The organism is Paracraurococcus lichenis, assembly GCF_030657435.1.
In the GTDB taxonomy this organism is placed as follows: Bacteria; Pseudomonadota; Alphaproteobacteria; order Acetobacterales; family Acetobacteraceae; genus Paracraurococcus; species Paracraurococcus lichenis.
The window spans coordinates 1-14059 of the sequence record NZ_JAUTWS010000098.1 but is presented as its reverse complement, the minus strand read 5'-3'; the positions used below and the strand labels follow the sequence as shown (position 1 = coordinate 14059).

Genomic DNA, 14059 nt, shown 5'->3' with positions numbered 1-14059 from the left:
GACCGCTCCTGCAGCAGATCGCCGGCGGGCGGAGACCGGGAATTCCTGCGAGGCCGCTCGCCCGGAACCCGGGCCCGCAGGCGGCCGTCCGCTCGACACTGCCTCTGGCCGCACCGCGGCAGCGCGGCAGGCGGCCGCCCTATGGCCGGCGTCGGCGACGGCGGGCAGACGGGATCGCGGTCGCGCCCGCCGCCGGGCCGAAGCGCAATTCCCGGATCCCCTGCCGACCACCGGCATCGCCGTCAGGCGTAGCGCTTCAGGATGTCGCGCATGCCGGCGGCCATGTCGGGCCGCTTCAGCGCGAAGGCGACCTGCGCCTCGAGGAAGCCGAGCTTGTCGCCGCAGTCGAAGCGCCGCCCCTCGTAGCGCAGGCCGTGGAAGGGCTGGCGGCCGATCAGCTTCGCCATGCTGTCGGTGAGCTGCACCTCGTTGCCGGCACCGCGCTCCATCTTCGAGAGGAGGCCGATCACCTCCGGCATCAGCACGTAGCGGCCGATGATGGTCAGGTTGGACGGCGCCTTGTCCACCGGCGGCTTCTCAACCAGGCCCTTTACCGAGACGAGCCGGCCCATGTCCTTCTCGACATCGAGCACGCCGTAGCGGTTGACCCGCTCGCGCGGCACCTCCTCGATCGCCACGACATTGCCGCCGGTCTCGCGATAGGCCTCGGCAAGCTGCTGGGTGCAGGGCGTCTCGCAGAGCATCAGGTCGTCGGGCAGCAGGATGGCGAAGGGATCATCGCCGATGAAGGCGCGGGCGCACCAGATGGCGTGGCCGAGGCCCATCGGCACCTGCTGGCGGACGGTCACCAGCGCACCCGGCTCGATCGCCTGGGCCCGCAGATCGGCGAGGATGTCGGTCTTGCCGCGCTCCTCCAGCGTCCGCTCCAGTTCGAAGGCGATATCGAAATGCTCGACGATCTGGGTCTTGCCGCGGCCGGTGATCAGGCAGAATTGCTCGATGCCGGCGGCCCGCGCCTCCTCGATCGCATACTGGATGAGCGGCCGGTCCACGACCGGCAACATCTCCTTCGCCAGGGCCTTGGTCGCCGGCAGGAAGCGGGTGCCGAGGCCGGCAACCGGCAGAACGGCCTTCTTCAACGGCTTGGGTGCGGACACGTGCCTCTCCTGGGCGAAGACGTCGTGGGCGGGCCCTGCAGCGCGTCAGGGGCGGCAGGAGTGCCACGCGCCCGGTCGCCCGGCAAGGCGGACCCACTCTCGGGGTCCCGGACTTACCCAGGGATGAAGGCGGTCCTGTGGCTGAAGCGGCTGCCGCACGGCGGTCGGGAGAGCCGACGCCCGGCATGTCGCTACGGCAGCAGGATGTCCCGTGCCTCGTTGATCCGGGCCGCCAGCCAGTCGCTGCCGCCCTGGTCCGGATGCGCCGCCCGCATCAGCCGCCGGTGCGCGGACCGGATCGCCGCCTCGTCCGCCCCTTCCTGCAGGCCGAGGACCGCCAGCGCCTCCTCCCGCGTCATCTTCCCGCCGCCGCGGCCGCCGGGCGGCGGCTGCGCCGCCTCCGCCGCGCGCCAATCCGGGTCCAGCCGGTCCAGCCAGGCCTCCAGCAACGGCACGCTGTCCGGGTCCTGCGACCGGCACTCCGCCAGCAGCCCGAGCAATTCGTTGAGACCGAGCGCCGCCAGCTCCCGCCCGGCGTGGCGGCCGCGGCGCACCGTGCCGCTCATCCGCCCCGTCGCATGATCCAGCCGCATGGCGAGCGTCGCGGTCTCCACCGCGCTCTCCCCGGCGCGGCCGGCCGCACCCGCCTCCTGCCGGCCGAAGCGGCGGGCGGAGAACCAGCCATGCCCCCAGCGCCAGAGCAGCGGCGCGAAGAGGCCAAGCGACCACAGGAGCTGCGCACCGCGTCCGGTGGTCAGCACCAGCAGCAGCACGCCGCCGGCAACGATGGCGCCGCCATAGATCGCGCCCTTGCGGATGGTCTCGACGCGGGCCGTGGCGAAGAGCCGGAGCAGCCAGAGCAGCAGCAGCAGCAGCCCCGCGCCGATCGCGAGCCAGACCATGCGGCCTCAGCTCTTCGGCGCGGGAAGCTGGCCGGCGATCCGCTGCGCCGCGCCGCCCGGCAGCCGCGTCAGCGCCGAGCGGCCGCCCGCGGCATAGACCGCGACGGCGCGTAGCAGGTCGCGCAGCGCCGCGGCGCTCGCCGTGTCGAAGGGCGCATAGGCGCCGCCCGAGAGCCGCGCGATCTGCTTCAGCGCTTCGGCCGCCTGCGGGTGCCCGCCCTCGTGGAAGCAGAAGACCGGCGTGCCGTGCAGGCCGAGCTGGCCGGCGACGTGGCAGAGCGGATCGACCGCCTCCTCCACCGCATCGCCGACGAAGACCAGCGCATTCACCCGCTCCCGCTTCGTCTCGAGGAGGACGTGGTCGAGCACGCGCTGGATCTGGGTCTGGCCGCCCAGGCACTGCACGCCCGCCATCCGGCGCGTCAGGTCATCGGAGTCGGTCAGGAAGGGCGTCGCGGCGAATTCCATGAAGCCGCGGTAGTAGGCGAGCTGGATGGCAAGGCCCCCCAGGTCGCGCGTCGCCTGGAACATCTCGCCCTGCAACTGGCAGGCGCGGTCCCAGGTCGGCTGGCGCGACGCGGTGGCGTCGATGGCGAAGACCAAGCGGCCCCGCTTGCCGGAGGCCGGCCGCGCCTGCGGCAGGCTCTCGACCCGCTTGAGGAAGGCCGCGACGGCGGCCGTGGCCGGCGTGTCGGGCAGGTTGCTCATGCGCTGAATGTGGGCCGCTGGCGGCGGGATCGCCAGTCTCCGATGCGCCTGCGGAAGGCGCCGCGCGGCCTTGTCACGCAGGCAACCGTGGCGCGGGGCGGTCTGCCCTCCCTATGGTTGCGGCATCGATGGAGGACGCGGCATGCGGTGGATCCGGGTCATGGCGCTGGCGGTCGGCCTCGCGGGCGGCCTCGCCTTCGCGCAGGAGAAGCCCCCGCCGCTCGAGCCGCCCGCCGCGGCGCCGACGCCGGGCTTCGACAAGTTCGGCGAACCGCTGCCCGCCGCCCCGCCGCCGGTGGACGAGTTGCCGGCGGTGGCACGCTTCCGCGCCCTGCTCGGCCATGCCGCCACCCTGACCTACCGCGCCGCCGAGCCCATCGACCCGGCGACGGGCAGCGTGCGGCTGCTCGGCGTCGTGCTGGCGCGCGAGGGCGGCAAGGCGGCAATCGAGGAGCTGACGCTCGACGGCCTCGGCGAGGACCGGATCGGCGCCGCCAGCGCGCGGGAGGTGACCGTCACCGGCGGCGACGGGGTCCTGCGCATCGCGCGGCTCGACCTGCGCGGGCTGGCAGCGCCGGGCCAGGCGCCGCAGGCGCTGATGCTCGATTCGCTCCGGCTCGAGACGCTGACGCTGGAGGGCGACATGCCGGTCGCGCTGGCCGAGGCGGTGCTGGAGGATGTCGGCCGCGGCCGGCCGGCGCGCGCCAGCCTCTCGGGCCTCGACCTGCTGCTGCAGGAACCCGGCATGACCGGGCGCCTGCGCATCGGCCGGGTCGGGCTGCGCGGCATCGACCTCGGCGACCTCGTCGACGCCATGGACCCGCCGCCCGGCGCGCCACTGGCCGAGGCGCGCCACCCGGTGCTGCTGGAACTGGAGCAGGCCAGCGTCGCGACGGAGGGACGGGAGGTCGGCTCGCTCGGGACTCTCCGGCTGGAGGCGCAGCCCACGACCAACGGCGTCGATGCCGGCCGCCTCGCGTTGCGCGACCTGCGGATCGAGCCCGTCCCGCCGATCGAGGACTGGCTGCGGCGCTTCGGCTACCCGGCGCTGCTCGGCGACCTGACCGGCGAAGTGCGCTTCGACCGGACGCGGCAGCGCCTCGACCTGGTCTCCTTGGCGCTGGCGGGGCGGGAGATGGGCGTGCTCGGACTCTCATTCGCGCTGGAGGGCGTGACGCCGGAGGCGATGGAGCAGCAGGACTGGGAAGCGTTGCGGCTGGCCGGGGTGACGCTGCGCTATCTCGACCAGTCGCTCTATGGCCGGGCCCTGCGCGACCAGGCGCGGCGGCTGCGGCAGCCGGAGCAGCGGCTGCGCGAGCAATGGGCGGGGCAGGCGGCCGCGGCGCTCGGCGCCGGGTCGGGGCGCGCGCCGGCGCCGGTCGCGGCGGCGCTGCAGCGCTTCCTGCGCGGCGAGGCGAAGGAGGTGGAGATCAGCGCCAGGCCGCCGCAGCCCCTGCCATTGGGGCAGGTGCCGGCCGCCTTCCTCGGCGGCCCCGCCGAGATGCAGCGCGTGCTCGGGCTCGGCGCCGTCGCGCGCTGAGGCGCGGGGCGGCGCCTGGTTGCGCCGCCACTGGCCGCATTGATCCGGCGCAAGCGGCAGCGGCATTTACTTTCCGGCCATTCGCCTGCCCGATGTGGCAGTCCTGGACTGCGGAATGGACCGCTTCCCGTCGGGCTGCCCTGACGGGAGCGGCATGTTCCGCGTAACGGCCTGGTATTCCGCAAGCATCCGGCCAACCCGCTTCAGAATTCCTTCCCGTCAGGTTCCTCAACTTTACGTTGATATTTTGGTTTTTCATATTGTATGCACGGATCGCGGCCCATCAGGACTTATCGCGTCCTGCTGGCGATGGCGATCTGGCCTGCAACGCAACGTGTTGGAGTTCTCCCATGGCAAGTTCGGCGAACTGGATGATCTTCTCCGTCAACCGTCTCGGGACCGAGACGCTCGGCGACGGCATCCCGGATGCGACGGTGTCCACCTCGGCGGCGGTCGGCAATACGCTGGAGATCGGCGAACATTTCCAGATCGGCTCCTCCACCTTCGTCTATGATGGCGTGGCGCAGGCGACCGATCCCGCGGGCAAGGCGAGCGTCGTGGAAGGCTTCCTCGCGCACACCGTGAAGGCCGGCAAGGTCGCCCGCTTCTTCTTCACCCAGAACGACTTCAACGAGGTGTCGCGCCACATCTCGCTCGAGACCGAGATCAACCCGGACACGGGCACCTTCGGGGTCGTCCAGGGCACCGTCATCTGCTTCTACCCTGGCACGCTGATCCGCACCCCGGCCGGCGAGCAGGCGGTCGAGACGCTGGCGATCGGCGACCTGGTCATGACCGCCGATGGCACCGCACAGCCGGTCCGCTGGCTCGGCCGCCAGACCGTCTCCACCCGCTTCGGCGAGCCCGACCGCGTCCTGCCGATCCGCATCCAGGCCGGTGCGCTCGGCGAGGCCATGCCGGTGCGCGACCTGCTCGTCTCCCCCGACCATGCGCTGATGCTGGACGGCGTCCTGGTGCAGGCCGGCGCGCTGGTGAACGGCACGACCATCCGCCGCGAGACGGCGGTGCCGACCAGCTTCACCTACTACCATGTCGAGCTGGCCGACCACGCCCTCATCCTCGCCGAGGGCGTCCCGGCCGAGACCTTCGTCGACAACATCGACCGCCTCGGCTTCGACAACTGGGCCGAGCACGAGGCGCTCTATGGCGAGGAGGCGCCGATCGCCGAGATGGAGCTGCCGCGCGCCAAGGCGCAGCGGCAGGTGCCGCAGTCGGTCCGGACGCTGATCGCAGCGCGCGCCGCGATCCTCACGCCGGCCGCGGCCGCCTGAGGCGCGCCGCTGACCGGAGCGCCGCAGGGCGCGACGGTCCGATGCCGGCCGGCAGACGTCCTGACGTCTGCCGGTCAGTCTCGCGTGCAGCGTCGGCGTGGCGGCTGCGCGCCGAACCATAAGCCGTACCGGTCAGCAGCCATGCTGGCCGGTTCGAATCGGCTCGCCCGACATGCAAGGCAGGCCGGTGCCCCGCGCCGACGACCCGGGCGGGGCCACACCGGCCCGGCCGTACGCTCCTGGCCGAGGGAACGGGGCGCCGCAGGGCGGAACCGCCCGCCGCCGGAACCGTGCCGGGCCTGAGCGCACCGCTCCGCGTCTGCGCTGGGCCAGGACTCGAGCAGGCCCAGGCCCGGCCGGTCCGGCCCAGGCGACGCATGGGCCGGGCCACGGACACCTGCTCCGGCATTCGAAGTACCGACATTCTCCTCAGGGATCGCTCCGCACGTGACATCCGCGCAGGCGCCGACCGCCGGCAACCTCCAGCAGCTTCTCGCCGAGGCCCGCGCGGCCCGCGACCGCGGCGACCACGACCAGGCGATCCGGCTTTGCGAGCAGGCCGAGCTGGCCGGCCCCGGCAATCCCTGGCCACGCCTCGACCGCTCCATCTCGCTCAGGGCCCTCGACCGGCTGGCGGAGGCGGAGGCGATCTGCCGCGCCGTCCTCGCCGACCATCCCGACCGCATGGAGGCGGCCCTCGGCCTCGGCCACATCGCCCGGCGCCGCGGCGACCATGCGGCCGCGCTCGGCCATTTCGCCGCCGCGGCCGCGCTGGCCGGTCCCGCCAATCCCTGGCCGAGCATCGAGCAGGCGAAGACGCTGCGCGACCTCGGCCGGTTCGCCGAGGCCGCGGCGCTCTACGAGCAGGTGCTCACGCGGCAGCCGGGCCTGGCCGAGCCGCTGCTCGGCCTCGGCCATGTGGCGCTGGCGCGCGGCGATGCCGGGGGGGCGGTCGCCCATTTCGCCGCCGCCGAGGCGGCGGCCTGCCCGCGCAATCCCTGGCCGCGGCTCGATCGCGCGACCGCGCTCCGCCAGCTCGGCCGGCTGGAGGAGGCGGAGGCGCTCTGCGACTCGGTGCTCGCCGACCATCCCGCACAGCCCGAGGCGCGGCTCGGCCTCGGCCTCTGCGCCCGGGCGCGCGGCGACCGCGCCACCGCCGCGGCGCGGTTCCGCGAGGTGACGGAGATGGTGCCCGGCCTCGTCACGGGCTGGACCGAGCTGGCGACCGAGCTGCGCGAGACCGGCGACACCGCGGCGGCGCGGGCCGTCGCCGAGCGACTGACCGCAACGGCGCCCGGAAGCGTGCAGGCCTGGCTGAGCCTCGGCCGGGCGGAACGGGCGGCGGGACGGCGCACGGCGGCGCTCGCCGCCTTCCGCCGCGCGCATGAATGCCAGCCTCGGGATCCCTACCCGCTGATCGACATGGCCACCGAGTTCTGGGCCATGCAGCAGCCGGGCGAGACCGAGCGGCACCTGAAGCGGGCGCTGGAGCGCGCCCCGGACTGCCTGCAGGCGCTCGAGCAGCTCGGCGAACTCGCCCGCGTCGCGCGCGACCTGACGGACGCCGAGGCCACGTTCCGCCGCGCCATCGCGCTGCGCCCGGCCTCGCCCTGGGCTTGGCTCGGGCTGATGCGAACGCTCGCCGACCGCGGCAGCCAGGCGGAGGCGCTGGCCGTGCTGGTGGAGGCGGAGACCGCCTGCGGGGCGCTGCCGGAGCTGGAGGCGGCGCGCATCGCGCGGCTGCGCCAGCTCGGCCACTCCCCCGCGGCGCTGGCCCGCGCACGGGCGGCCTCCGCCGCCTCGCCGCGGCATATGGGCCTCTGGATCGAGCGCTTCCGGGCGGAGAAGCTGCTGTCGGCGCCCGAGGCGCTGGCGGCCTGCCTTGAGGCGGCGCCGGTGGTGACGGCCGACGACCGGGCGCGGCAGGCGCAGTTCCGCGGCCAGGCGGCCGAGGAGCAGTGGGAGACCGAGGCAGCGGTCGCGGAGTACGAGCGCGCCCTCGCGCTCCGGCCCGAGGATGCCTGGATCCTGACGGACCTGGTGCGGGCGCGGCTGCTCTCGCTCGACCTGACCGGGGCACGGGAGGCGCTGCGCAGCCTGACGCGCGTCACCGCCGCGCATGCGCGGATGCAGGGCCGCTCGGCCAACCTGTCGCAGACGCATTTCGGGCAGTTGCTGGACGAGTTCGCGCTAGATGCCGCGGCCTTCGCGCGCATCGCGGCGCTGCGCGGGCAGCCGCCGGAGGCCTGGGTCGCGCCGCTCGCCGCCCTGCTGGCCGAGACGCCCGACTACACGCCGGCGGCCATGATGCTGCTGATCGCGCTGCGCCGGGCGGGCCTGCTGGACGCGCCGCAGGGGCAGCCCGGCGGCGCCGCGGTGCCGCGGCGCATCGCCCAGTTCTGGGACTCCGGCGAGCCGCCGGGCGAGATCGCGGCCCTGATGGGCGGCTGGCGCGCGGCGCATCCGCAATGGGGCTACCAGCTTTTCGACGACGTCGCGGCGCGAGCCTGGCTGGCCGAGACCTGCGGACCCGCCGTGCTGGCGGCCTATCGCCGCTCGGAGGAGCCGGCGCAGAAGGCCGACCTCTTCCGCCTGGCCTGGCTGCATGCCGAGGGCGGCTGGTACATCGATGCCGATGACCGCTGCCTCGCCCCGCTGGAGACCCTGGCGCCGCCCGGCACCGGGCTGGTGCTCTATCAGGAGGATTACGGCACGGTCGGCAACAACGTCATCGGCGCGGCGCCGCAGCACCCGGTGATCGGCTGCGCGCTGAAGATGGCGGTGGCGGCGGTGAACCGGGGCGACAAGGACATCCTCTGGTTCGCCACCGGCCCGGGCCTGCTGACGCGGGCCCTGGCGATGGTGCTGACCGGCTCCTCCCTCACCATGGCGGCCTGGCTGCGACGGATCCGGGTGCTGACCCGGACGGAGATGCACCAGGCGGTCGGGATGCATTGCGAGGTGGCCTACAAGAACACCGAGCGGCACTGGAGCCGGACGGCCTTCGCACAGCGGCGCGAGCGCCGGGCCGAGGTGCGCGGCAAGGCCGCCTAAGCGAGCCTATCGTGGCCTGCGCCCAGGGACATGATCCAGGGAAGCACCCGACCGCGAATGCCGGCCCGCCTCTCCCGGGCGGAAAGGTCGCGGGAAGGCCTTCTCCGGCCGGAGGACCGGGCAGGCCTCAGCGGGCCGGCACGATATCCGGCGTCGCGGCCCGCGCGCCCATCCGCGCGATGATCCGGCGCCCGAGCGCGATGCCCGGCCGCTCCACCCAGCGATAGCCGAGCGCGGCGGCGAGGCAGAGCGGCGGCAGCGTGACCGCGAAGCAGGCCAGGAAGGCCCAGCCCCCCTCCCCCAGCGCCGCCTCGATCCTCGCATAGGCGGGGCGCAGCGCCAGGATCAGGAGGAAGTGGGAGAGGTAGATGCTGTAGCTCCGTTCCCCCAGCCAGAGGGCGGGGCCCGAGCGCAGCAGCCGGGAGGGCCGCAGCGCCTGCCACAGGCAAAGCGCGGCGAAGGCGAGGCCGAAGAGCAGCAGGTCCGGATTGCCCGGCATCGCCAAGGGCACCGCCAGCGGCGAGCCGAGGAAGAGCAGCAGCCCAAGCGCGAGGGCCGCCGCGGCCGCGGCCGTCACGCCCTCCCGCGCGGTGCCCCGCACGCGCTCGAACACCCGGTAGGCGAGCAGGGCGAGGACGAAGACCCAGAGATTGCTCGCCAGCGCGACCTGCGGGTAGTCGCTGTCCGGCGGCATGGCCGCCTCCAGCCCGAGGCGCGCCTGCCAGGACAGCAGCGTCGCCAGCGCCGCGGCCAGCGCCATCCCCGCGACGCCGCGGATGCGCAGCAGCAGCGGCAGCATCAGGTAGAAGGGCATCTCGACGCCGATGGTCCAGCCGGCCGGCACCAGGCTGCCATGCCAGCCCGGGATGGCGTTGAAGGCGAATAGGGCCTCCGCCGCGACCCGGCCGGCTCCCGGCCACCTCCCGCGCAGCAGCATCACCGCCAGCAGCAGCCAATAGAGCGGGGCGATGCGGAAGAACCGCTTCACCAGATAAGGGCCGGGGCGCGTCGCGGCTTCCGGGTTCGCCCAGGCGAGCGAGAAGGCCGAGAGGGCGAAGAAGAGGTGGACGCCAAGGCCGAAATGCGTGGCGATCCAGGGCAGGTGTTCCGGCACCGGCAGCGTCGGGATCGCGTGCAGGTGGAACAGCACCACCATGCCAGCGGCCGTCGCCCGGAGCCCGTGCAGCCCCGGCAGCAAGCCCCGCCTCGCCTGCGTCATCGCCATCCCCTCTCCCTGGGGATGGCATACTGTTTACAGTATGATGCGCGAAACTCAGCTTTCCGCGCGCTGGCTGTTCGCCTGATGCACGGCGACGGCCGTCAGGTTGACAATGCCGCGGGCCGTCACGCTCGGCACCAGCACATGGATCGGCTTGCGCATGCCCAGCAGGACGGGCCCGACCTGCAGCCCGTCCGCCGCCGCCTTCAGCAGGTTGAAGCTGATATTGGCGGCATCGAGGTTGGGGAAGACCAGCAGGTTGGCGGTATCGGTCAGCGTGCTGTCCGGCACGGCGCGGGCGCGGATGGCCGGCACCAGCGCGGCATCCGCATGCATCTCGCCATCCACCTCGAGCTCCGGCGCGCCGGCGCGGATGAGCTTCAGCGCCGCCCGCATGGTCCGCGCCGTCGGCGCGTTGGAGCCGCCGAAGGAGGAATGGCTCAGCAGGCCGATCTTCGGCGTCAGGCCGAAGGCCTCCACCTGCTGCGCCGCCAGCAGCGTCATCTCGCAGATCTGCTCGGCGGTCGGCTCCACCAGCAGGTGGGTATCGACGAAGAACAGCGTGCCGGTCGGGATGATGACGGCCGAGAGGCCATAGACGCGCGAGGCGGTGTCGCTCTTGCCGATGACGTCGAAGGCGTAGTGGAACTGCCGCATCCAATTGCCGCTGCCGCCGACCAGCGCCGCATCCACCCGGCCGGATTCCAGCAGCAGCGCGGCGGCGACCGTCGCGCGTGTCGTCACGCGCCTTGCCGCGGCCTCCGGCGGCACGCCGCGGCGGCCGACGCGGAGCTGGTACATCTCGGTCAGCGGCCCGAAGACCGCGGTATCCGCCACCGGATCGAGGATCTGCACGGATTCGGAGAAATCCATCCGCAGGCCCATGGCGCGGGCGCGCGCCTGGATCACCTCCCGCCGGCCCAGCAGCACCGGCTCGGCGATCCCCTCGTCCAGCACGGTCTGCACCGCGCGCAGCGTGCGCTCGTCCTCGCCCTCGGAATAGACGACGCGGCGCGGCGCCTGGCGGTCGGCCTCGAAGAGCGGCCGCATGAGGTAGCCGGAGCGGAAGACGAAGCGCTCCAGGTCCCGCCGATAGGCGGCGAAGTCCGCGATCGGGCGGCGGGCGACGCCGGTCTCCATGGCGGCGCGGGCGACGGCGGGCGCGATCTCGAGGATCAGCCGCGGGTCGAAGGGCTTCGGGATGATGTAGTCGGGGCCGAAGACGGGCGCGTGGCCGCCATAGGCGGCGGCGACCACTTCGCTCGCCTCCACCCGCGCCAGCGCCGCGATCGCGTCCGCCGCGGCGACCTTCATCGCCTCGTTGATCGCCGTCGCGCCGACATCGAGGGCACCGCGGAAGATGAAGGGGAAGCAGAGGACATTGTTGACCTGGTTCGGGTAGTCGGACCGGCCGGTCGCCACGATGGCATCCGGCCGCACCGCCCGCACCGCCTCTGGCAGGATCTCCGGCTCCGGATTCGCCAGCGCCATGATCAGCGGCTTCGGGCCCAGCTTGCCCAGCCACTCCGCCTTCAGCACCCGTGGTGCCGAGAGGCCGAGGAAGACATCGGCGCCCTCCAGCACCTGCTCCAGCGTGCGGGCATCGGTCGGGCGGGCATAGCGGGACTTGTAGGGGTCCATCCCCTCCGGCCGACCTTCATAGACCACGCCGTGGATGTCGCAGACCGTCACGTTCTCCCGCCGCAGCCCCATCTCGACCAGCAGGTCGAGACAGGCCAGGGCGGCCGCGCCGCCGCCGGTATTGACGAGCTTGACCTCCTCGATCCGCTTGCCCTGCAGCAGCAGGCCGTTGCGGATGGCGGCGGCGACGATGATGGCGGTGCCGTGCTGGTCGTCGTGGAAGACCGGGATCTGCATCCGCGCGCGGAGCTGCCGCTCCACCTCGAAGCATTCCGGGGCCTTGATGTCCTCGAGGTTGATGGCGCCGAAGGAGGGCTCGAGGGCCGCGACGACCTCGATCAGCTTCTGCGGATCGCGCTCCTCGACCTCGATGTCGATGGAATCGATGCCGGCGAACTTCTTGAAGAGGACCGCCTTGCCCTCCATCACCGGCTTGGAGGCGAGGGCGCCGATGGCGCCGAGGCCGAGCACGGCGGTCCCGTTCGAGATGACGGCGACCATGTTGCCGCGGCTGGTGTAGTCGAAGGCGGCGTCGGGGTCCCGGGCGATCTCCTCGCAGGCGGCGGCGACACCGGGCGAATAGGCGAGCCCGAGGTCGCGCTGGGTCGCCATGCGCTTGGTCGGCTCGATGCTCAGCTTCCCGGGCCGCGGCAACCGGTGGTAGTCCAATGCGGCCTTGCGGAAATCCTCGTCCATGCGTCGCCCCTGTCTCCGGCGGCGAAGATGCGGCGGACGGGACGGCGCCGCAACCGTCGGAACGCGCTTGGACCGGTCCGGCCGCCCGCCGCCGGGGCGGCCCGCCCTCGCCCGACCCACCCGGAGCGGGACCGGGGCGCTACGCGACCTTCTCCCAGACCAGCTCCAGGTGGTTCATCACCCCCCGCACCAGCCGCGGCGGCGGGGTGAGCACCACGCGCTCCCCCTCCCAGCGTACCTGGCGCACCTGGTCCGTGCCGATGCGGTTGGCCGGATGCGCCGCATCGACGCGGGTGGAGAGGACCGCGCCGTCGAAGCGCCAGGGGCCGGTATAGGCCACCCAGAAGCGCGTCCCGCCCGCCGCCGGCGGCCGGCTGTCGCCGAGGGCGGCCATCATCCGCTCCTCGCCGAACTGCACCGTGCCGATCGGCGCCGGGCCGAATTCGGCGGATTCGATCGGGCGTCCCTCGGCGTCGCGCGCCCGCACCTCCAGCAGGCGCCAGATGCCGATCAGGCGGTCCTGCATCGGCCTCAGCCCCCGACGATCGTCGCGGCGGCCAGGAGCCGGCGGACCTTCTCGGTCTCCGTCGCGCCGCCCTCCACGGCGGCGACCGCCTTGGCCTCGGCCGCCCGCACCGCGGCGAGCGCCTGCAGCACCGCCTCGGCGCGCTCGACCGGCACGACCACCACCCCGTCCGCATCGCCGACCACGATGTCGCCGCTCCGCACCGGCACGCCGCCGCAGACGACCGGCGCGCCCACCTCGCCCGGCCCATTGGCGGCCGGCGAGGAGGGGACGATGCCGGCGGCGAAGGTCGGCAGGCCGGTCGCCACGATCCCGGCCCGGTCGCGCGCGAGGCCGTCCGTGACGAAGGCGGCGACGCCCTTGTTGCGCATCATGCCGATGACGAGGTCGCCGACGACGGCCGTCGCGGTATAGCCGTCATTGGCGACGACGATGACATCGCCCGCCTGCGCCTCCCCGAGCGCGCCCATGACGCCGACGACATCGGCCGGGTAGGCGAAGGCGGTCAGCGCCGGGCCGACGAAGGCGGCGCGCCCCGGGTCCATCGGCTTGATGCGCCAGTCCATGGCGCCGCGGCCATCCATCGCGTCCACGAGGTGCGAGGTCTGGGCGCCGCGGAATCGTTCCAGCAGCGCCGGATCGGGCCGGCGATGGCCGCGATGGATCCTGAGCAGCGGCGGGTTGTCGAGCATGGCGCAATCCTCCCGGGAGCGATCATGCTCGCCCGGCCACGCCCGGGGCGCAATCCGGCGCGCGGCGTCGCGATATCGCGGGCGCGGCGCCCGGGCTGTAGCCTGCAGCCACCAGCCGAAGGGAGCGTCCCATGCCCGAGCACGACCTCGAAGCCCTGTGGGAGGCGCATTGCCGCCACGAATTCGAGACCCGCGACGTCGATGCCACCGTGGCGACCATGGTGGCGCAGCCCTATGTCAACCACATCCCGACCATGACCGGCGGGGTCGGGCACGACCAGCTCAAGCGCTTCTACAAGTACCATTTCATCGGCGGGAATCCGCCGGATACCGAGCTCCGCCCGGTCAGCCGCACCGTCGGCCGCGACCAGCTGGTGGACGAGATGATCTTCTCCTTCACTCATACCTCGGAGATCGACTGGATGCTGCCCGGCATCCCGCCGACGGGGAAGCGCGTGGAGGTGCCGCTGGTCGCCATCGTGCGCTTCCAGGGCGACAAGCTGGTGCACGAGCACATCTACTGGGACCAGGCTTCGGTCCTGGTGCAGATCGGGCTGCTGGACCCGCAGGGCCTGCCCGTCGCCGGCGCCGAGACGGCGCGCAAGGTGGTGGACAACGGCCTGCCGAGCAACCGGCTCATGGCGAACTGGGCGCGGAGCGAGGGCAAGCCG

General features: G+C 73.3%; 11 protein-coding genes. 4 read left to right on the top strand and 7 right to left on the bottom strand.

The window, feature by feature from the left end:
• Positions 1-242: 242 nt before the first annotated feature.
• The 3 genes from Q7A36_RS34790 to Q7A36_RS34780 all read right to left on the bottom strand — a co-directional run bounded on the left by Q7A36_RS34790 (position 243) and on the right by Q7A36_RS34780 (position 2728).
• Positions 243-1118 carry a UTP--glucose-1-phosphate uridylyltransferase gene (locus Q7A36_RS34790; RefSeq protein ID WP_305108398.1) on the bottom strand — a complete coding sequence of 292 codons (876 nt, stop codon included), beginning with the start codon at positions 1116-1118 and terminating at the stop codon, positions 243-245.
• 191 nt (positions 1119-1309) lie between these two features.
• Positions 1310-2020 (bottom strand): J domain-containing protein, encoded by a 711-nt coding sequence (locus Q7A36_RS34785; RefSeq protein ID WP_305108397.1) that lies wholly within the window; start codon positions 2018-2020, stop codon positions 1310-1312.
• A 6-nt stretch (positions 2021-2026) separates the two neighbouring features.
• A complete protein-coding gene (locus tag Q7A36_RS34780) occupies positions 2027-2728 on the bottom strand; it encodes a vWA domain-containing protein (RefSeq protein WP_305108396.1) in 702 nt (233 codons plus the stop codon).
• A 142-nt stretch (positions 2729-2870) separates the two neighbouring features.
• On the opposite strand from Q7A36_RS34780, the gene Q7A36_RS34775 reads away from it, so the two are divergent.
• From Q7A36_RS34775 to Q7A36_RS34765, 3 genes are all read left to right on the top strand, one after another.
• Positions 2871-4268, top strand: a complete 1398-nt coding sequence (locus tag Q7A36_RS34775) for a hypothetical protein (protein WP_305108395.1) — start codon at positions 2871-2873, stop codon at positions 4266-4268.
• Positions 4269-4618: 350 nt separating this feature from the next.
• Positions 4619-5560 carry a Hint domain-containing protein gene (locus Q7A36_RS34770; RefSeq protein WP_305108394.1) on the top strand — a complete coding sequence of 314 codons (942 nt, stop codon included), beginning with the start codon at positions 4619-4621 and terminating at the stop codon, positions 5558-5560.
• Between the two features lie 447 nt (positions 5561-6007).
• Entirely contained in the window at positions 6008-8614 is a 2607-nt protein-coding gene (locus tag Q7A36_RS34765) for a tetratricopeptide repeat protein (protein WP_305108393.1), read from the top strand.
• Between the two features lie 127 nt (positions 8615-8741).
• On the opposite strand, the gene Q7A36_RS34760 is transcribed toward Q7A36_RS34765, so the two are convergent.
• The 4 genes from Q7A36_RS34760 to Q7A36_RS34745 form a co-directional block, all read right to left on the bottom strand.
• On the bottom strand, positions 8742-9839 hold the full coding sequence (locus Q7A36_RS34760; RefSeq protein WP_305108392.1) for an acyltransferase family protein: 1098 nt from the start codon (positions 9837-9839) through the stop codon (positions 8742-8744).
• Between the two features lie 48 nt (positions 9840-9887).
• Positions 9888-12170: an NADP-dependent malic enzyme gene (locus Q7A36_RS34755; protein WP_305108391.1), complete on the bottom strand. Its 2283-nt coding sequence runs from the start codon at positions 12168-12170 to the stop codon at positions 9888-9890.
• A gap of 139 nt (positions 12171-12309) precedes the next feature.
• On the bottom strand, positions 12310-12696 hold the full coding sequence (locus Q7A36_RS34750) for a lipocalin-like domain-containing protein (RefSeq protein ID WP_305108390.1): 387 nt from the start codon (positions 12694-12696) through the stop codon (positions 12310-12312).
• Positions 12697-12701: 5 nt separating this feature from the next.
• Entirely contained in the window at positions 12702-13388 is a 687-nt protein-coding gene (locus Q7A36_RS34745) for an RraA family protein (protein ID WP_305108389.1), read from the bottom strand.
• A gap of 131 nt (positions 13389-13519) precedes the next feature.
• On the opposite strand from Q7A36_RS34745, the gene Q7A36_RS34740 reads away from it, so the two are divergent.
• A partial coding sequence (locus Q7A36_RS34740) for an ester cyclase (protein WP_305108388.1) occupies positions 13520-14059 on the top strand: 540 nt, incomplete at its 3' end.